This is a genomic window from Rubritalea squalenifaciens DSM 18772 (genome assembly GCF_900141815.1).
GTDB classification, from domain to species: Bacteria; Verrucomicrobiota; Verrucomicrobiia; order Verrucomicrobiales; family Akkermansiaceae; genus Rubritalea; species Rubritalea squalenifaciens.
In genome coordinates, this window is the sequence record NZ_FQYR01000002.1 from 247,500 (window position 1) to 266,054 (window position 18,555).

Sequence of the window (18,555 nt, forward strand, 5' to 3'; positions counted from 1 at the left end):
GGGATTTCTCCAGAATGACTCATTCACGCACCGGCTCAGACCGCGTGTCACTGATGCGGTAGCATAAAAAAGCCCGCATGCAAGGGCATGCGGGCTCGTTTGGGTTTAAAAATCTATCTATGGAGTAAAGCTTACTGCTGTGGAGCGAGTGTCTTCATGGTCGGGATGAGGCCGATGTGTGGCTCACCTGTACCGCCCTGTGCTGTAGCACGGGAAAGAACACTGCTGGAAACGGTGTCACAGCAATCTGGCTTAGGGCAGAACCATGAACCGCACTTGGTGCACTCGTGCTTCTCTTCTTCCACTACAACTGGCTGATAGACAGGCTCACTCTTGCCACCTTTGGCATCAGTGTACACGTAGGATGTGGTAGCGCCTGACTGGAGTTGCTCACCAGTGGTGTCATCATAATAAATGGGCTCTTGGCTGCATGAAGCGAATGTGATGGCAGCGATGACTGCAGCGAAAAGTTTAGTAGCGATTTTCATAGATAAGCTCGGATATTAGGTTTCTCCCCCACCGTTTCAAATAAATTCTACAGAAATATCAGTTTTTCCCAAGAATCAAAAATATGTCCCTCCCTGCGCCGCCGTGTGACAGGTTCATACTACAGCGTGTTCTGAGCTGATCTGGCTCATGGACAGTTAGTTAGAATGACGGACCCCGCGGGGGATGCGGGCCCAGCATTCACCTTATCTTCCGGAGCGCGGAGCTGGTCCGGTATCATCGATGTTATAGCCTTGGTAGATCACAGGGTTGGTACTGCAAGCCGTGACTAACAGACCCACTGCTAGAGCCAGCAGGGCGGGGGTAATTTTTTTCATAACCTTTGATTATTAGCAAGATATGAAGAAACAATCAAGATCATTCCAAACAGAAACCCGTGACACTCAACGGTGCCACGGGCTTAAGAAATACACTAACTGATAAGATAGTAGATGCTATCTCAGAGATTAGGCGATGGTCAGCACCATCTCCACGACTCTCTTAGCGTTAGGAAGTTGGTCGTTCTCGACAGCCGGGGAGTAGATCGCCGGGGCATCGAGTGAGCAGACTCGCTTGATCGGCGCATCGAGGTAATCGAAGGCGTGCTCCTGGATAAGAGTCGTGATCTGGGCGGAAACACCGCAGAAGGGCTTGGACTCGTCCACGAGTACGGCGCGGTTGGTCTTCTTGACGGAGTTGATGATGGCATCCTGGTCAAGCGGACGGATGGAGCGGAGGTCGACGACCTCACAGTCGATACCGTGCTCGGACTTGAGGATTTCAGCAGCCTCCAGACAGTGAAGGACGGAGCGGCCGTGGGCGATGAGGGAGATATCGGTACCCTCGCGCTTGATGTCCGCCTTGCCGAGTGGGATCACGAAGTCACCTTCCTCAGGATCTGGGACCGGACCCTTGGTACCGTAGAGGAGGGTATTCTCCATCACGTAGACCGGGTCGTTGTCACGGATCGCCGCTTTCATGAGGCCCTTGGCATCTGCCGGAGTGGCCGGGGAAACGACCTTGAGACCTGGGAATGCAGCGAACAAACCTTCCGGGGTGTGGGAGTGGGTCGCACCCACGTTGGTACCACCATTGGCAGGACCACGTACCACGATCGGGCAGGAGCAGAGACCACCGGACATGTAGCGTACACAGGCGGCGTTGTTGACCAGCTGGTCGAAGGCCACGGAGTGGAAGGACCAGAACATCAGCTCCATCACCGGGCGGATGCCGAGCATGGAGGCACCCACACCCATGCCGATGAAGCCAGCTTCGGAGATCGGGGTATCGACAATGCGCTTGTCTCCCCATTTCTGCCAGAGGCCTTCGGTCACTTTGTAGGCACCGTTGTACTGGGCAACTTCCTCACCCATGAGCACGACGTTTTCATCGCGTGCGAGCTCTTCATCGAATGCTTCCCTGAGGGCGTGGCGGTAAAGAATTTCTCTCATAGTCGTATCAAAAATCTAAAGGTTCAGTTAAGGGGCAGGGGATTAGTCGTTGAAGAAATGACGGCCTGTATTGCCTGCCTCGGTGTTGTTGTCTACTTCCCAGTACACATCCTCGAAGATGGACTCGATGGTCGGGTCCGGTGAGCTCTGGGCGAACTTGGCGGACTCGGCAGCTTCGAGCTTCGCTTCTTTGTCGATCGCATCTGCCTGCTCGTCGGTCAGCACACCTTCCTCAAGGAGACGTGCACGCCAGAGGTGGAGCGGATCATGGAATTTCTTGTACTTCTCGATCTCGTCTGGAGTACGGTACTTCTTCGCGTTGGCGTCTGCCACTGAGTGTCCGTAGTAGCGGTAGGTAGCGATCTCGAGCACGGTAGGCTTGGATTCCTTGTGCGCACGCTCCATGGCGATCTGAGTCTTGGCACGGACTTCGTACAGGTCCTCACCATTGACGAGATCCCAGGCCATGCCGTAGGCATCGGCGCGCTGGGCTAGGCTATCTTTGTAAGCACTGGAACGAGCCTGGCTGGTACCCATGGAGTAGCCGTTGTTTTCGATAACGTAGATCACCGGGATGTCGAAGAGCTCGGCGATATTGAGGGACTCGTGGAAGACACCTTGGTTGATGGCGCCATCACCGAGGTAACAAATGGCGGAACCAGTCTGACCCTTGTACTTGACCGCGTAAGCAAGTCCGAGACCGAGTGGAGTCTGGCCGGCTACGATACCGTGACCACCCCAGAAATTCTTATCCGGAGCAAAGAAGTGCATGGAGCCACCCTTGCCCTTGGAGCAACCTGTCGCCTTGCCGTAGAGTTCTGCCATGCACTCGTTCATGTTCATGCCGCAGGCAAGCGCGTGAGCGTGGCAGCGGTAGGCAGTGATGACGTGGTCGTGCTCACCACAGAGAGAGATGGTACCGGCAGCCACTGACTCCTGGCCAATGTACAAGTGGAGGAAACCACCCATGTCACCTTTGTTGTAGAATTTCAGCGCAATCTGTTCGAAGCGACGCATGCGGGCCATCTGACGGAAGAGGCCGATCTTGTCTTCTGCGGACAACTGCTGGTTGATGGGGGATTGCGAATAATCCTGGTTCGTGTTGGTTGCGGTATCCATATTGGTTACGTGATTCTGGTAAAAGTTGTAGGGGAACTAGACGTCTATGCTCCGTGCACGTAGCGGCTAGTCGGCATCCTCGCAAGTGCGAATCTGCATGATACTAGGAAGTCCGTGATTGCTTGGCTAGAGTAAATTACTACGCTGCCGTGGTCCGTTTTTCCGCCATGTTCCACGTGGAACAGAAGGATCCATTATAGCAGAAAACAGGCCAAGAGGGGGAGGTGTTTTGTGTGAAATGTTCCACGTGGAACAGTCCCTGCACGCTTCATTCACACTTGCTATCCTAGGGGAGGAACTTATCTTCCGCCTACCTGACTATGTTCCGTTACCCGAAAGAATATGATGTGCTCGTGATTGGTGCAGGGCACGCTGGAATCGAAGCCGCCTTGGCCGCCGCACGCATGGGCTGCCAGACTGCGATGCTGACCCAGAATCTCGACACCATCGGTGCCATGTCCTGCAACCCCGCGATCGGTGGTCTTGCCAAAGGACACATGGTACGTGAGATCGATGCACTCGGGGGAGCGATGGCTCTGAACACGGACGCGACTGCTATCCAGTGGCGCATGCTCAATGCCAACAAGGGACCGAGTGTCCGCGCACCGCGAGCGCAGTGTGACAAGAAAGCATATCAGTTCCGGATGAAGAATCTGGTCGAAGCCACCGAAAACCTCGACCTGCACCAGGGTAACGTAGCGGAGATCATCACGGAAGAGGGGAAGGTCTGCGGGATCCGCACCAGCCTGCAGATGGAAATCCGTGCCAAGTCAGTCATCCTTTCTGCCGGAACCTTCATGCGCGGACTGATGCATGTGGGCCTCCGCAATGAAAAGGGCGGACGTATGGGTGACGCCATATCCACCGTCAGCGACAGTCTGAAGCAACTCGGATTTGAAGTGGAACGATTCAAGACCGGAACCCCGTGCCGTATCAATGGCCGCTCGATCGATTTTTCCCAGTGCGAAAAACAGGAAGGGGATACCCCGCCACCGCTCTTCTCCTACATGGCCCACACCATAGAACGCGCGAAGGATGATATCTTCACCCTGAACCATTGGGCGGATGAAACGTTCCACGTGGAACAAATTCCATGCTGGATCACCTGGACCAACACCGGAACACACGACACCATCCGCGACAACCTGCACCAGTCGCCGATGTATTCCGGCAAGATCGAGTCCGTCGGCCCGCGCTACTGCCCGTCCATCGAGGACAAGGTGGTGAAGTTTGCGGAGAAAGAAAGGCACCAGGTATTCCTGGAGCCGGAGGGTCGCCACACCCACGAGTACTATATCAACGGCGTATCCACCTCACTTCCTTATGAGGTGCAGCTGGATTTCATCCGATCAATTGCCGGTCTGGAGAATGCGGAGATCATCCGCCCGGGCTACGCGGTGGAGTACGACTACTGCCCGCCGACCCAGCTCTACCCGACACTCGAGACCAAGCTGGTGGAGAATCTTTATTTCGCCGGCCAGATCAACGGGACTTCCGGTTACGAGGAAGCCGCCGCCCAGGGCCTGATGGCGGGTATCAATGCCGCCCTCAAGGTGAAAGGGGAGGAGCCATTCGTGCTCGGCAGGGACGAAGCCTACATTGGCGTCATGATCGATGACCTGGTGACCAAGGGATGTACCGAGCCTTACCGCATGTTCACCAGCCGTGCCGAATACCGTCTGCTGCTGCGCCAGGACAATGCCGACATGCGCCTGACTCCCAAGGCCTATGCCAGAGGAATCGTTACCCAGGAGCGCATGGATTTCACCCAGCAGAAAATGGACAAGCTGCAGGAGGCAGGGGAGTACATCCGCCAGACCTCCCATGAGGGAGTGAAGCTGGATCTTTGGTTCCGCCGCCCTGAGAACGGCTGGAGGAAACTGCCGCAGGAGATCCAGAACCTCTACAGTGAAGACCTCTGGGAGATCATCGAGACGGACTTCAAATACTCCGGCCACCTCGAGCGCCAGAAGCGCCAGGTCGAGCGCCTCGCCAAGATGGAAAACAAGAAGATCCCGCGCGACCTGGACTTCATGGAGATCCAGGGACTCAAGGGGGAAGCCAAGCAGAAATTCAGCCATATCAAGCCAGAGACCATCGGCCAGGCCGGCCGCATCTCCGGTATCACCCCGGCAGACATCACCCTGCTCTCCATCTGGATCGACAAGAAGTATTCCTCGAGGGGGGAGTAATCAAACTTCACCGAGATAAGGACCATGCCGTATATCAACCTGAAAATCACTGAAGGGGCGAGCCGTGAACAGAAAGCAGCACTGGTGAAGGATTTTACCCACTCCCTCGTCAAGCATCTCGGTAAGAAGCCCGAGCACATCCACATTGTCATCGACGAAGTCGCCGAGGAAAACTGGGGGTATTCTGGCATGCTTACCGACGATTACCGCAAGCAAGCGAAGAGATGAAAGTTATCTTCGATCCGCAAGCTTCTCTGGAATTTCAGTATTCAGTCGAGCCTCTGAATATAGCGCATAAAGCTGCGTTAGACGCTATCCGCCATTATCATTCACTAGATGAACTATTTAAGTTTGCTCATCAAGGTCATGGATACGGCGATTCAGACGGTTACTTTGGCATAACTTACTCCAATGATCTGGACGATTATGATCGTGCTAATGACCAATGTATCCCAGAGGGGTTTGTTCAAGTATATGCCGGCTATGGTGATAGCTACTCAGAAGATTACCTTATTACTGAAGCTGAATATCTAAATCTATTAGAGCAGTTTTTCAGGCTAAATGAGAGAATTGATCTCGCTGATAATTTGCCATATTAATAATACTATTCTGATTAGATGTAAATCGATCTAATTAATAGTAATTTAATTAATATCGTTTCAATCAATCTCCCCACTTCTCCTTCCAATCAGCAGGGAGGCGCTGCGGACGACCGCCTGGCATCTGCACCATGGCGAGGGTCTGGCGGCATTGGATTAGTACGCGGTCCAAGCCTTCGGCATAAACTTCAAAGGTACAGAAGAACTTGGCGCGATCGAGAGATTCGAGCCGTCCTTCGATGCGCAGCTTATGGCCGAGCGTGGCTGGGAACTTGTAGTCGATCTCGGTGCGGACGACGACCGGGAACAGCCCGGTATCCGCCATGGCCTTGAGATCCATGCCCATCTTCTCGGTAGCGAGCTTAGTGCGGCAGGTTTCAATCATCCGCAGGTAGGCAATGTTGTGGACGACACCGCCGATATCGGTGTCGAAAAACATAACTTCCTCATGAGTCACGAAACTAGGCATTTCAGATGGCATGGATTTGATATAGCTGATAGCTTCAGGGTATCAAGTGCAGTATCCATAGGTGTAACTTCTGGATCTATTTGTCCTATAGCTACTCAAGTACATGACTCATCGACACATGAAGAAAGTTTTCTACATCCCCCTTTGTCTCGGCCTCAGTGCGATGCCCTTGCTCGCCGTCACTTACCACGAGCCTAGCGATGATCTGGTGATGATCCGCACCGACCGTCTGCCGATCGATGCAGACACGATGAAATGGCTGTCTCACCAGCTGGTAATCATCGCCGAGAGGGAGAGCCCGGGAACCGCAGTCGACATGCGCACCAATGCCCAGCTGATCGCTCTGGCACAGATCCTCGACAATGAGAACCGCGAGGCCAAGCGCTTCAATGATCTCCTGAAGAGGGGACAGAGCTACGACACGACCTCCACCGACCAGGTTACCAAGGCCACCTCACGTGTCTGGTCACTGGTAAACTTCCTTGCTAACAAAGAAGCCGGAGACGAAGCCAACCTGCTGGCGGATTGCATCAAGGACACCATGCTCGTGATCGACCCCAAGCATCCCTCACTCAGTGATTTCAGAATATCTGACAAACGCTGGGAAGGAAAGGTGGCCCAGCTAGAGAAATTCAAGGACCGTGGCAGACAGATCGCAGACACTCCGCGAGTCACCGATGAACCTATCGACCCTCCCGTCATCGCAAAGAATGACGATGAGGAGATGCCCAAGAAACCGCAGCAGGATGACCTAACAGAAGATAAACCTTCCAAGTGGCATACTCTAACAGGTACTTTCATTTCGCCCGTACAGGAATACCTACGCGTCGATGACAAACACAGGTACCGGGATGAAATCACCTCGGTCAGTGTAGAGATTCAGCCCGGTAAAGCAGACAAGGAGAAGAACCTGCAGTTCGAATGCCAGCCAAGTCTTCAGCACGACGGCAAACTCGGCAAGCTGGAGTACGAGATCAAGAAGAAGCTCAGCAACGAATGGAAGGACCTGCCAAATGCCAAGATCAAGCTGAAGCTGAAGAATTCCCTGAGCAACCGGGACCAGAAATACCTCGTCTCCAATTTACTCGTCTTCCTGGATTCCTCTCTAGCTGATAACAAATACTCCTCCAAGACGCTGACACTGACCAATGTGGATGACAATGGCGACTTCAGCAGGGGATATAGCTTCTGGCACACCATGAGGCTCGTAGCGGCCACGGAAGAGGGGAGGAGGATCCTAGTCCCCCAACATGCCGAAGACGACCTGAGACAGCTTATCGCGCTCGAGAAGCCCGAGTTTTTCGTCAAGAACGAGATCATCGTGGTCAATTCCCTGAAGGAGGCCCGCAGCTACTCCGGCAAACTAACAGATCCCAAGATCAAGGAAGCCTGCGAGCTCTATGCTGAATTCCAGGAAGTCGCTGAGTCACGCTCCATTGGAGCCCTCACGGCTAACAAGCACGTGAGGGAGAGGCTGGAGAAGATCCTCGCGCTGATGCCGAACCACATTTCCGCGAAAATGCTCCTGCTGCAGGGCAGCGGCCAGCGTCCCATCAAACTGGAAAGCAAGTTTCTCGCCTATGAGCTGGATGACATCACCAGTGATATAGTCCCGATCATCCGTGAGGCCGCCAAGTTCGGAGCCAAGTACTCTGATCACTCAGATAAGATCGATGTCGTGGCTTCCAAGATGGAGAAGGAGCTGGAAGTCATCAAGAACTACGTGGATTCCGCAGACGATGCCATGTACGAGACTGCTGAAGACCTGGTTTCCAACCTGAAGATCCTCTCCCGCGCTGTATCGCGAAATCGAAACAAGGATTACGATGAGCGCTCAGGCTACTACGCCAGACTGATCAAGAACACCACCGATGAGCTTACCCGCGGCTACGAGAACCTGGATGCCCAGATCGTCAGCAAGACCAAACGCATGAAGACCGAGATCTTCAAGGACTTCAAAAAGTAGTCATTGTAAAGGCAGCCTAAGAGAACGATTCATTTCCACAAAGCCACTTGCTGAGTTGCGGAATTGAGCACATAGTTGGCCAGCTTTATGAAAGAAGGTTACAGGAAACTATTGGTGCTCACCATCGTGCTGCTGAGTGCATTTCTGGTGGTTACTGGAATTCGTAAGATCAGCAATACGCCAGGACTGCTTGATTTCATCAAAAACTCGGTGTCCACGGATGGGCAGAGTGAAAAGGCGACACTGGCTAAGGATCCTCCCATCTCTGAAGATGAGATTCCCATGTTGCAGAAGCTCAACGGGGAATACACCAAACTAACCGAGGCGGTCATGCCCTCGGTAGTCAGCCTGAATACAGCCGGAGTCGAGGGAAAAAGAGTGATCGACCGTTTCGGCCGTCCCGTCGTGAAACGTTCCGAAACCACCAGCCAGGGTTCCGGGGTTATTGTCAGTTACGAGGGGCACGTCATCACCAACTACCACGTCATTGCCAACAAGCAGAAGATCCAGGTCATTACCGAGGGCAACCACGCCTACTGGGCAGAGATCGTCGGCATGGATCCCATGCTGGATATCGCCGTGCTCAAGATCAACGGCAAGGGCAAGTTCAAGCCGCTCAAGTTTGGAGACTCCGATGAGGTGCGTGAGGGCAATATCGTGCTGGCCTTCGGCAACCCCTTTCAGATCGGTAAGTCCGTCACCAATGGCGTGATCTCGGCGCGTGAGCGCTCCTTGTCAGACCAGCAAGGTGAGTTGCTGCAGAGCTCCGCAGCGGTGAATCCGGGCTACTCCGGCGGCCCCCTCGTCAATACCAAGGGAGAGATCATCGGCATCAACTCACAGATCTACACCACGGACCAGGAGAACCCCGGCTTCCAGGGCATCAGTTTCTCGATTCCCTCCAATATCGTCAAAGACACTTTCGAGGCGATTCGCAAGCGCGGGCGGCCCGTACGTGGTTTCCTCGGTGTCTCCATGGAGGAGCTCACCAACAACAAGAAGCTGGAACTTAGCTACGGCATGAGCCATGGCGCTCTGATAGACCGTGTGGGACCGGATACCCCGGCAGAGAAAGCTGGCCTGCAGCACAATGACATCGTGCTGGAGTACAACGACAAGGAGGTCAGAGATCCATCCCACCTGATTGGCATGGTCCAACGCACCAAGGTGGGGGAAAAAGTCCCCATGACCATTTGGCGTGACCAGCGCAAAGTCCAGATCACCGCAGAGATCGTGGAGTACGATAGTATCCTGGCCACCCTATCCGAAGACCTGGAGAAAATCAAAAACCCGATCACCATTCTCAAAGCTGTCGGTATCGAAGTCACCCACCTCAGCATGGAAGAATGGCGCAAAGGGTACACTGGAGTCAAAGTCCAGTCCATCATTGCCAAGAGCCAGGCTGAAGGATTGTTAGAGAAGGGAGATATCATCACCCACGTGGACAACCGATCTGTTACCCAGCCGGATATCTTCTACCGCTACCTGCTTAAATACGCCATCAAGAGACCTATTACTCTAACAGTCACTAAAATGAATGACAACAACGTGCGCAAGGTAACCATCCAACCACTCAATCAACGATAGATGTTAGAACAAAAGATGCACTTTCTAACATCTCTGAAATCTGAATCACGTTACCTAATCATCGGATGTAGTGGTTCAGGTAAATCCACACTGGCGAGAGCCATCGCTGAGTGTATGGAGATACCGTATTACGACACGGATTCTCTCTACTGGAGAGAGGGTTGGGAGCTCAGAAGTGATGAGGATGTGGTGCAATCACTACCACTAGATAGCCCGAACTGGGTGCTCGATGGAAACTTCGTCGGTATGCGTGAAGAGGTCTGGAACAGAGCCACTTGCATCATCTTGCTAGATCTCCCACCGGCTGAGACCATCTGGAATACCACGCGTAGGAATCTGGGCTGGTGGATTAAACGAACGCCTACCTGGTCAGGCAATGTCATGCCCTTGCGCATCGCGCTGTCAGGAATCAAGCACAGTAAGCAACAGACGAAACGCTTCGCTGAAGATTTCCCAAACTACCTAACAGAACACGAAGATAAACAGATTTTTAGGATAAGAAAACGATCAGACCTAGAAAAATTCATGGCGTCACTGAAGCAGTAGACACCATGATATAAGTTATTCTGTTAGTTAATTCTGTTAGTCTAGAAACTTTCCCGGATTCAAAATCCCTTTCGGATCGAGCGCGGCTTTGATAGCACAGTGTGCATCCATCACGGGGCCACCGAGTGCTTTGCCAATCCAGCGCTTCTTGGCAAGGCCCACACCGTGTTCTCCAGTGATGGCTCCACCATGGTCGAGTACCCAGTTGAAGAGCAGGTCGAGGGCATTGTCCGCCTTCTCCTTGGTTTCCGGATCACTGTAGTCTTTCACCATGAGATTGGTGTGGATGTTACCATCGCCGGCATGGCCGAAGCAGGCCACGTCGATACCGGTATCCTCCTGCAGCTTGCGCGCGTAGTTGACCAGATCCACCAGCTTGGAGCGGGGGACCACCACGTCTTCGTTCAGCTTGGTGAGTCCGGTGTGCTTGAGCGAGTAGGAGAAATCACGGCGCAGCTGCCAGATTTCCTCACAGGCAGCTTCATCCGGAGCTTCATTGATACGGAGAGCACCCAGCTCTTTGAGGAAGGCCTGCAGGGAAGCCAGCTCCTTTTGCACGGAGTCCACCTTGCCATCAATCTCCACCATCAGGTAGGCATCGCCGGGAGGGAGGGCATCTTCGCCCAGATAGTCACGGGCCGCCGCCAGCGTAAAGGCATCGGTGATTTCCAGCGCACTTGGCAGCACGCCACTGTCCAGGATGGCCTGCACCGCAGCAGCGGCCGCAGAGAAATCGACAAAGGAAGCCCCCAGCATGCCGCGGGTCTCCGGGTGGGGGATGATACGCAGTATTGCTTCAGTGACCACGCCTAGCATGCCCTCAGAGCCGCACATGAGCGTTGTCAGGTCGAAGCCGGTCTTGTTCTTGTGGCAGCGCCCACCGAGCTTGAGCACCTCGCCTGTGGCAGTCACCACGGTCACGCCGAGAATGTACTGCTTGGTCACGCCGTACTTCAGGCAGCGTGGCCCGCCAGCATTGGTAGCAATATTCCCGCCGATTGAGCATTCCTTGAGAGAGGCGGGATCTGGCGGGTAGTACCAGCCCTTCTCACGCGCTGCCGCCTGCACATGACCCGTGATCACCCCAGGCTGCACCACGGCCACACCGTCGCCAGTATTGATCTCTAAAATTTCATCCATCTTGGCCACGGAGAGGGCGATGCCTCCCTGGACCGGTACACAGCCGCCCACGTAGCCTACGCCAGCACCACGGGTGTAGACAGGCACCTCGTGCTCGTTGGCATACTTCATCACCTTCTCCACATCCTCCGTGCTGCGGGCAAAGACCACCACCTGAGGCGGTGCCGAGGCATGCCATTTATCGATGGAATGGACCTCCAGGTCCTGTTCAGCCACGGAAACCTGCCCATCAGGGAGCAGTGCGCTAAGATCTTGGTAAAGTGTGCTCACGCCAGAGGCTTAGCGGATCCACCCCGAAAAGTCAAAAGCCAGCCACCGCATGCCACACCCCAAGACAAAATGTGCGGGGTGAGAGGCATTATTATTGGATATCAATACCCATCGTATCCAGGAACCATCGTGGAACCAGATGCTCTCTGAATTCAAGAGAGCTACCATCTTTACCTTCTGCTATCCAAATTTCCTTTTCCCCTGAATTGTCGAAAATGAAACTCCTATCTGAAGCTTTCATCGCCTCTTTGAGTAGGTTTATAGAACGATGATACCTAGAGATGATTTTGTCTTCAGGAACAGGATGACCACCTTGACTAACTCGAATAGCCACACGGTTAACATTAATTTCAGGAGATGCAGTGGCTATATAGTACAGATAAGTACGATAACCGCGCTTCCTAGCATCTAACAACAATTCAACTTTTGATGCATGAGACATGACTGTCTCAAAAGAGAAAGAAATTTTATGTTCCAGTAAATAGTCTCGTATCACACTGGCCAAAATCGAAGCATAGTAAGAGTTTATGTGCTGTTTAGACACTTTGATCACACCATGCTTCAAATGTACTTTGCTGAGGTCTATTTTATTCGCAAGTGTGCTTTGCGAGTATCGCTGCATAAATTCAGCGTCAGAATAATCTATTTTATACCGATTAAGCTCTAGCCCCTTATCTGAGCTCAGCTCCTTTTCGATTTCATCGGCATTAACATAAACACCGATCCAACGCTCATTGACGTAATTTTTGAGGCAACTTTTCCCAGAACCATTCGGTCCAGCAAACATGCGTATTCTGGGCACCTTTGACATGAGGCTACAATGAATACTGGCGAGCGAGCTTACTTACTTCGACAAGCTCAGGTAGATGCTTCAAGACTTCCTCTGATCCATCACTATTAATTTTGTAGAGAACATTTTGATCACGAACCGCAAGAACAGGCTGACCAGACTGTAAGGCACCTTCATAAGCAGCATGAAAGGCTTTACGGGCCAGTTTACCAATTCGGTAATTAACCATGTCCTTTCTCACTTTGCGCTTACGCTTAACTGCCATACGGTTACCATAAAATAGCTCGTTTTCCCTGTCAAGCCAGCCACCGAGCAGCACCCACAATGGAGCTAGACGTGATAAGAAATAAGCTGGTAGATGCAGCGCAGTACTTTGAGCTTTGTCCCACTATGGCTCAATGCTAGTAAGAGATACCAGTGACAGAAATCCATCAATACTATGCGATGATCGCAGTGAATCTTCTGGTTTATATCTTCCTCTATCTGGCAATCGCCCTGTTTTGCAGTCCCAAGAACCAGAAAGTACCTATTCAGCAGCGCAAGTGGGCAGCCATCGTGGCAATTCTCGCCTTCATTGTATACCTGGATACCTACCCTGACCTGAAGTCTGGAGTGCACGGCGCCATCCGGATCTTCTGGGCCACACAATGCCGCTGGATAGGCAGCCTCACCGTGATCATGCTGATAGGCACGATGCTACTGCGCCATCGCTATTTCAACCAGTGGATCTGCTGGAGCATCAGCATCGCCGCAGCTGGCGGCATCCTTTACCGCTTGATGTATCTGGGAGACATAGTCCGTTAGAGATAAATCACATATCACTAACATCATCTCCTCATCGAGAACCATGAAATACCAGCTAGCCTTTGGGCGTAATCAATCCCATGAAGTGTGTATCCGTTCTATTTCTTGTACTTGGCCTGCTAGCCCAGCTTAGCTCGGGCGAGTTCAAGATCGAGTCTCTCAAAAGTGGAATCAGCTACCCGACAGAAGGGGACGAGGAAATTACCATCAAGCGTGAGAACATCCACTACCGCGCCCTCGTGCTCCACCCGAAGATTATCGAGGGTCTGCATGTCAGCGTCTCTTTCTTTGTGGTGAATGATGGAGAGCATTTCAAGGCCATCGCCACTGCACCGTCGCACCTAGATGTACTCAGCTGGCACTCACTAAACCAGGCCTACTTCTTTTCTGCACAGGATGATGAGGGCGGAGCGATTCTCAGTGGCTTCTTTCTGGAAGACGGTCATGACAATGCCGATAACGGCTCGGCAGGACTGATCTTTCTTTACCAAAGTAGGAAAGCAACGGCCTGGAGATGGCACTATGTGAGGGATCCGCAGCTATCGAAAGGCAAGTTCTTCATCACAGAGGCCAGTGATAGAGACAAATCTATTCCTAACAATTTGATAGAACAGCTAACACCCATACTCAAGCATGCCGAGAAAGAAGCCGATTCCTGGCCGGGACCATAGAATGATCTCTTCTACAAAAAAGATAAAATGAATAAGCTATACAAAGAGTTGTATGACTTGATCGAAGTCATCTTGGATAATGAAAAGAAAGGCCAAGAAGAATTTAGTCGTTGGGATTTGTCTCATGGGAATGTTGATCCATTTATCGAGCAATCTTGGCATTTTTTGTCCCATTATTTTGCGGACGAAGACATCATGGAACGAGACTTTGATTATGCAAAGGATATGCGCAATGAACTAATGAATATTCGAGAAGCAAGTAGGCTGAAATATCAATAGTAATCAAATCCTGATGGGTAATCTTACAATCCCAACAATCTAACAAATTACTAAAAATCCATGATGAGAGATAAACTTTTCTCTTTAATCATGGTTTTGCTTTATGACTCACCACATTCTAACAAAACTTAGAAAATCTAGCGAGTTGCTTGCCAGATCCGCAGCATTTCATTGCCGCCGATCTGCAGTTCGTAGTCCACCTCTTCCACGGCACACTCATAGCCAGCCTCACGCAGTGCTTCGATGACCGGCTCCAGATGCCTCGAGCGCTGATGCTGGAGGTCGAGCAGGGGAAAGACACGGACCTCGCTGGATAACCGCAGCATCTCCAGCAGGGAAGCCAGGTGAAATACCTCATCAAAGGCCTCCGTGTAGAGGAAGAGGAAGTGCGAGCAGAGGCAGAGATCGAAACTCCCGTCCTCAAAGTCCAGCGCGGGCAGGCTGGCCTCCAGATAGCGTCCCTCCTGCTTGCCTTGGGCGTAGTCCGCCAGAAATCCCTCGATCGCCTTGCGCCGCTGCCTCAGCAGGCCGTCAGGGCCGCCGTGGAAGCTCCAGTTCCAGCGCTCCACGCTCGCACGCACCTGATCCATCACCAGGGGCACACTGGCCTCGAAACGCTCCAGGATCTGTTCTCCGCTGAATTGGTACAGCGGATCGATAGAAATGACCTCGGCGCCGCAGCGGCTGGCCTCGGCATTAAAACTGGCGGGTCCGTCACCACAGCCCAGGATACGCAGGCCTGAAAGATCCTCCGGCAGACTCAGCATCCGCCTGTATTCCTCCAGCGTACGCCCAAAGGGCACGACATTCTCTAGCTTGACTGGCATTAAAAACGCAGACTAGCCGGCTCAGCCCGGCTGGCAATCCCTTTACATGCATCTTTGTTAGATCATTCGTTCTCCCTAGTAAAAAGCCACCCTACATCTAGGGTGGCTGTACACACATGGTCACTAGAGACAAAGGAACGGGAGACTACTCGTCGAAACCGCTCTTCTTTTCGTCCGCTTTGGCAGCAGGCGCCTCAGTGGCACCACCTCGGGGGCGGAAGGTAATGGAATACTGCTCGTAGGTGACCGAGGAGTTGGTCAGCTCGGTCAGGAAGCGGATCGCTTCCGAGGCGGGGAAATTGCGGACATCCAGAGTCACTTTCTTATCCTTGAGAGTCTTGCTCTTGTCATGGATCACAAAGTTCGGGGTGAACTTGTTGTTGGTCTCCTTCATGATCAGGGCATTCAGCTGCTCCAGGGCCAGGCTGAGTTCCAGATTGTTGAAGTCGATCCGGGGGATGATCACCTTGGTCAACGCACGCTTGCGGTTCTGGGCGGCAATGTCGTTCCCTCCGCGCTCCAGCTTCAGCTTGAGGGCATAGGACTGGGCATGATTTGGGTTGAGCTTGAAGACATTCTTGAGCGCCAGCTTGGCCTCGGCGATGTCTCCATCCAGATAGGCCTGGTAGGCCTGGTTGTAGAATGCGTTTACCTGCTGGGCCCGGCGTTGCCTCTCCTTGACGACTTTATCCTGGCCTTGCGCCATGGGGCACACTGCCAGAGCGATCATGAGTAGGGTCATGCTTCGTTTCATAATTCAATCAGTTTAGGTTTTTGGTTTCGTTGTGTAAGTTTTTCCTCTCTGCGAGAGGTGGGAGATACCCGGGGATATCTCCATGCAGACAAACTAGATTTTCACTAGTTCCTCTATTGTGGAACTACGGTAAAAACGACCCAAGGTAACAACTTACCCACAAGGTTAATTATAGATTCTTATTTAAATGAAAAAAAGATCTTCATCTTAAGCATGTGAATAACTCTCAAAAAAGCGTGTTCCCCGTGATTAAATCAAGTGTTCCACCGTGTGAATAGGATGGTGATAATCTTGGGGCGGCTGCAAGTGCATCCAAAATGACCAGCCAAAGTTATTCACAGTCATTCCCAATTCACAGCTTGTTCACAATCGCAAATAGGGTTGCTAGAAATTATTCACATCGCTGTGGATGGATTGTGAAAAGATTTCAGACAAGTTTTCAGGCATCCAATGGGGCTCCGGAAACGAGTCCTTTCACCGATGCAAGAAGTTGGATTTTCAGCCGCCGCACCAGAGAGAGTTTGTCAAAGCACGCCGGGCGCGTTATCCCTCCTTAAGCACCCTTATGGACGATCAAACGACGAGCGAGCACACCCCGTGGATGAGACGAGCGCTGGAAGAGGCGGAGAAAGGCATCGGCCTGACCAGCCCGAATCCTTGCGTGGGCTCCGTGGTCGTCAAGGATGGCGTGGAACTGGGGGCCGGATGGCACCACCGGGCGGGACAGCCGCATGCCGAGCGTGAGGCGCTGGCAGACGTGCTCGCCAAGCACGGGCCGGAAGCAGCCCGTGGAGCCACCATCTACGTGACCCTGGAGCCCTGCTCCACCACGGGCAAGACACCGCCCTGCACGCAGGGAATCATCGATGCCGGCATCACCCGCGTGGTCTACGGTGCCGTGGACCCGAATCCTGACCACGCTGGCGCGGCGGACCTGCTGCTGCAGGGTCTGGGTATCGATGTCATCAGCGGGATCGAGAGAGAGGCCTGTGAGAGCATCCTGCGCCCCTTTGCCAAGCGCGTGACGACAGGACTCCCCTGGGTGCTGGCCAAGACGGCGATGAGCCTGGACGGCCGCATTACCCGACCACCTGGCGAGGGCCAGTGGCTGACCGGGCCTGCAGCCCGTAATGAGGTGCAGAAAATCCGCGGCGAGGCTGATGCCATCATCGTAGGCGGCCGCACCGTCCGCATAGACAATCCCCGGCTCACAATCCGTGGACCGCATTTCCGCGAGGAAAAGGAACAGCCGTGGCGCGTGGTCATCACCCAGGACGGCAAGCAGACGCTGCCAGAGGACTGCCACCTACTGAGCGACGAGTACGCCCACCGCACCGTGGTCTATCAGGACAAGGAACCGGAGGAGATCCTGCGTGATCTCGCTGCCCAGGGCTGCAACTGCGTGATGTTAGAGTGTGGCGGCCGCCTGATGCGCCGCTTCGCAGAGCTCGACCTCATCGATGAATACGCCATTTTCTACGCCCCCATCATCACCGGCGGGGAGGACTTCGGCTTCGGCGCCGGAGGCCATCTGCCCGCCAGCCGCCAGCTGGAGGAAATTTCGGTCAAGCAGCTTGAGCAAGACGTGCTCATCCGCGGCATCGCCAAGCGCAAGATCCGCTAAGCCCATTTTGCACCACGCCCCTCTTTTTGGATTTACAGCCCCCGAAAATTGCTAAAAAATTCGGCTGGTTTAAAAATCTAAACATGCCGCTGTAGCTCAGGGGTAGAGCAGCTCATTCGTAACGAGCAGGTCGTCGGTTCGAGACCGACCAGCGGCTCCATGTTAGGAAGCCATGAGGAAAATTGAACAGGCTTCGGTGTAGCCTAGTTCAATCGATTTTCGAATTGGTCCGTCAAAGGGGAAGCTTACTTAAGAAAGAAAGGTAGAAAAATGAAGTGGTTAATAAGTATATATATGTTTTTGTTACTACCTGCAATTTGTGGAGCAGGTGAGAAGATCGACTTGTGGGAATATGAAACGAGCAAAATTACATTTTCATTCTCCACACCTGAGAAATTTTACGGGGAGCTAACGTACGATTCTAGCCGTGAAGGTGAGCCGAAAATTTTAGTGGATCATTCTGGACCGAACGATAATTTGGTTGGTATTTCAGAATACTGGGTATGGAAAGATTCAAAAAAAGAAACCGATGATGAAGTAGTTAGGTTGCCTATATGTGTTAATGTAATAGAATTATTGGCCGATCTAGAAAGAGAGTATAAGTTAGATGTAAAAGGTTTCCGTTGGAACATTCCTATAGATGGTGGGGATTTTGATATGAAGTCAGGATATACCCTCATGGAGGGTGTTAAAGGTAAGAAACATATAAAAATTAAAATTGTTTGGCGTGATAAGGTGAAAATGAAAACTAGCCTGTAAAGTGACGGTTATCGCCTAACAGGTAAATACTATCACTCTATAGTTCTCTTCTAGGGGAAGCTTGTCGAATTGATGCAGATGGTGTTGAACTGGCACTTGGCCGTTTCTGTTAGTTTATCTAGGCCCTGCATCTGGGGATGAGTTGGGAAATTTAGTCAAGCGATGCGGGATGTTTGGTTGCTGGAGGGAGGTGAGTATCGACTGGACCGTTAGCTGGACCGG

The 18,555-nt window shown here is 52.5% G+C and carries 21 protein-coding genes and 1 tRNA gene; 12 read left to right on the forward strand and 10 right to left on the reverse strand.

Annotated features, from left to right (window positions below; all coding sequences use genetic code 11):
* Positions 1-131 precede the first annotated feature (131 nt).
* The 4 genes from BUB27_RS01065 to pdhA all read right to left on the reverse strand — a co-directional run bounded on the left by BUB27_RS01065 (position 132) and on the right by pdhA (position 3,056).
* Positions 132-488 (reverse strand): hypothetical protein, encoded by a 357-nt coding sequence (locus tag BUB27_RS01065; RefSeq protein ID WP_143157683.1) that lies wholly within the window; start codon positions 486-488, stop codon positions 132-134.
* Between the two features lie 204 nt (positions 489-692).
* Complete coding sequence (locus BUB27_RS19160; RefSeq protein ID WP_268793958.1) at positions 693-824, reverse strand: hypothetical protein; 132 nt, start codon at positions 822-824, stop codon at positions 693-695.
* Positions 825-953: 129 nt separating this feature from the next.
* Entirely contained in the window at positions 954-1,937 is a 984-nt protein-coding gene (locus tag BUB27_RS01070) for an alpha-ketoacid dehydrogenase subunit beta (RefSeq protein ID WP_143157684.1), read from the reverse strand.
* A gap of 42 nt (positions 1,938-1,979) precedes the next feature.
* Entirely contained in the window at positions 1,980-3,056 is a 1,077-nt protein-coding gene (gene pdhA, locus BUB27_RS01075; protein ID WP_143157685.1) for a pyruvate dehydrogenase (acetyl-transferring) E1 component subunit alpha, read from the reverse strand.
* Positions 3,057-3,370: 314 nt separating this feature from the next.
* On the opposite strand from pdhA, the gene mnmG reads away from it, so the two are divergent.
* Genes mnmG through BUB27_RS01090 form a run of 3 tightly spaced genes read left to right on the forward strand, consistent with a single transcriptional unit; the run spans position 3,371 to position 5,847 of the window.
* Complete coding sequence (gene mnmG / locus BUB27_RS01080) at positions 3,371-5,248, forward strand: tRNA uridine-5-carboxymethylaminomethyl(34) synthesis enzyme MnmG (RefSeq protein ID WP_343124695.1); 1,878 nt, start codon at positions 3,371-3,373, stop codon at positions 5,246-5,248.
* Between the two features lie 24 nt (positions 5,249-5,272).
* On the forward strand, positions 5,273-5,476 hold the full coding sequence (locus tag BUB27_RS01085; protein WP_143157687.1) for a tautomerase family protein: 204 nt from the start codon (positions 5,273-5,275) through the stop codon (positions 5,474-5,476).
* Complete coding sequence (locus BUB27_RS01090; RefSeq protein WP_143157688.1) at positions 5,473-5,847, forward strand: hypothetical protein; 375 nt, start codon at positions 5,473-5,475, stop codon at positions 5,845-5,847. Before BUB27_RS01085 ends, BUB27_RS01090 begins: the two co-directional genes overlap by 4 nt.
* Before the next feature lie 64 nt (positions 5,848-5,911).
* Here BUB27_RS01090 and BUB27_RS01095 read toward each other — a convergent pair whose 3' ends face one another.
* Complete coding sequence (locus BUB27_RS01095; protein ID WP_143157689.1) at positions 5,912-6,328, reverse strand: acyl-CoA thioesterase; 417 nt, start codon at positions 6,326-6,328, stop codon at positions 5,912-5,914.
* Positions 6,329-6,434: 106 nt separating this feature from the next.
* Here BUB27_RS01095 and BUB27_RS01100 point away from each other — a divergent pair, with 106 nt between their 5' ends.
* The 3 genes from BUB27_RS01100 to BUB27_RS01110 all read left to right on the forward strand — a co-directional run bounded on the left by BUB27_RS01100 (position 6,435) and on the right by BUB27_RS01110 (position 10,415).
* Positions 6,435-8,282 (forward strand): hypothetical protein, encoded by a 1,848-nt coding sequence (locus BUB27_RS01100; protein WP_143157690.1) that lies wholly within the window; start codon positions 6,435-6,437, stop codon positions 8,280-8,282.
* An 87-nt stretch (positions 8,283-8,369) separates the two neighbouring features.
* Positions 8,370-9,869, forward strand: coding sequence for a trypsin-like peptidase domain-containing protein (locus BUB27_RS01105; RefSeq protein WP_143157691.1), 1,500 nt, complete (start codon positions 8,370-8,372; stop codon positions 9,867-9,869).
* A gap of 15 nt (positions 9,870-9,884) precedes the next feature.
* On the forward strand, positions 9,885-10,415 hold the full coding sequence (locus BUB27_RS01110) for a P-loop NTPase family protein (RefSeq protein WP_159434718.1): 531 nt from the start codon (positions 9,885-9,887) through the stop codon (positions 10,413-10,415).
* A gap of 36 nt (positions 10,416-10,451) precedes the next feature.
* Here the strand turns inward: BUB27_RS01110 and BUB27_RS01115 are convergent, their stop codons facing one another.
* The 3 genes from BUB27_RS01115 to BUB27_RS01125 all read right to left on the reverse strand — a co-directional run bounded on the left by BUB27_RS01115 (position 10,452) and on the right by BUB27_RS01125 (position 12,880).
* On the reverse strand, positions 10,452-11,825 hold the full coding sequence (locus tag BUB27_RS01115; RefSeq protein WP_143157693.1) for an FAD-binding oxidoreductase: 1,374 nt from the start codon (positions 11,823-11,825) through the stop codon (positions 10,452-10,454).
* A 91-nt stretch (positions 11,826-11,916) separates the two neighbouring features.
* Entirely contained in the window at positions 11,917-12,636 is a 720-nt protein-coding gene (locus BUB27_RS01120; RefSeq protein ID WP_200797040.1) for an ATPase, read from the reverse strand.
* 4 nt (positions 12,637-12,640) lie between these two features.
* Complete coding sequence (locus BUB27_RS01125) at positions 12,641-12,880, reverse strand: hypothetical protein (protein ID WP_143157695.1); 240 nt, start codon at positions 12,878-12,880, stop codon at positions 12,641-12,643.
* A gap of 152 nt (positions 12,881-13,032) precedes the next feature.
* Here BUB27_RS01125 and BUB27_RS01130 point away from each other — a divergent pair, with 152 nt between their 5' ends.
* The 3 genes from BUB27_RS01130 (at position 13,033) to BUB27_RS01140 (ending at position 14,369) form a co-directional block, all read left to right on the forward strand.
* Positions 13,033-13,419 (forward strand): hypothetical protein, encoded by a 387-nt coding sequence (locus BUB27_RS01130; RefSeq protein WP_143157696.1) that lies wholly within the window; start codon positions 13,033-13,035, stop codon positions 13,417-13,419.
* A gap of 80 nt (positions 13,420-13,499) precedes the next feature.
* Complete coding sequence (locus tag BUB27_RS01135; RefSeq protein ID WP_143157697.1) at positions 13,500-14,090, forward strand: hypothetical protein; 591 nt, start codon at positions 13,500-13,502, stop codon at positions 14,088-14,090.
* Between the two features lie 27 nt (positions 14,091-14,117).
* Positions 14,118-14,369, forward strand: coding sequence for a hypothetical protein (locus BUB27_RS01140; protein WP_143157698.1), 252 nt, complete (start codon positions 14,118-14,120; stop codon positions 14,367-14,369).
* Positions 14,370-14,506: 137 nt separating this feature from the next.
* On the opposite strand, the gene BUB27_RS01145 is transcribed toward BUB27_RS01140, so the two are convergent.
* Both BUB27_RS01145 and BUB27_RS01150 read right to left on the reverse strand, forming a co-directional pair.
* Positions 14,507-15,196, reverse strand: a complete 690-nt coding sequence (locus BUB27_RS01145) for a class I SAM-dependent methyltransferase (protein ID WP_143157699.1) — start codon at positions 15,194-15,196, stop codon at positions 14,507-14,509.
* Between the two features lie 145 nt (positions 15,197-15,341).
* Complete coding sequence (locus tag BUB27_RS01150; protein WP_143157700.1) at positions 15,342-15,938, reverse strand: hypothetical protein; 597 nt, start codon at positions 15,936-15,938, stop codon at positions 15,342-15,344.
* Between the two features lie 577 nt (positions 15,939-16,515).
* Here BUB27_RS01150 and ribD point away from each other — a divergent pair.
* The 3 genes from ribD (at position 16,516) to BUB27_RS01165 (ending at position 18,333) form a co-directional block, all read left to right on the forward strand.
* Entirely contained in the window at positions 16,516-17,574 is a 1,059-nt protein-coding gene (gene ribD / locus BUB27_RS01155) for a bifunctional diaminohydroxyphosphoribosylaminopyrimidine deaminase/5-amino-6-(5-phosphoribosylamino)uracil reductase RibD (protein ID WP_143157701.1), read from the forward strand.
* 85 nt (positions 17,575-17,659) lie between these two features.
* Positions 17,660-17,734: transfer RNA gene (locus BUB27_RS01160), tRNA-Thr, on the forward strand.
* A 110-nt stretch (positions 17,735-17,844) separates the two neighbouring features.
* Positions 17,845-18,333: a hypothetical protein gene (locus BUB27_RS01165; protein ID WP_143157702.1), complete on the forward strand. Its 489-nt coding sequence runs from the start codon at positions 17,845-17,847 to the stop codon at positions 18,331-18,333.
* The last annotated feature ends 222 nt before the right edge of the window (positions 18,334-18,555 follow it).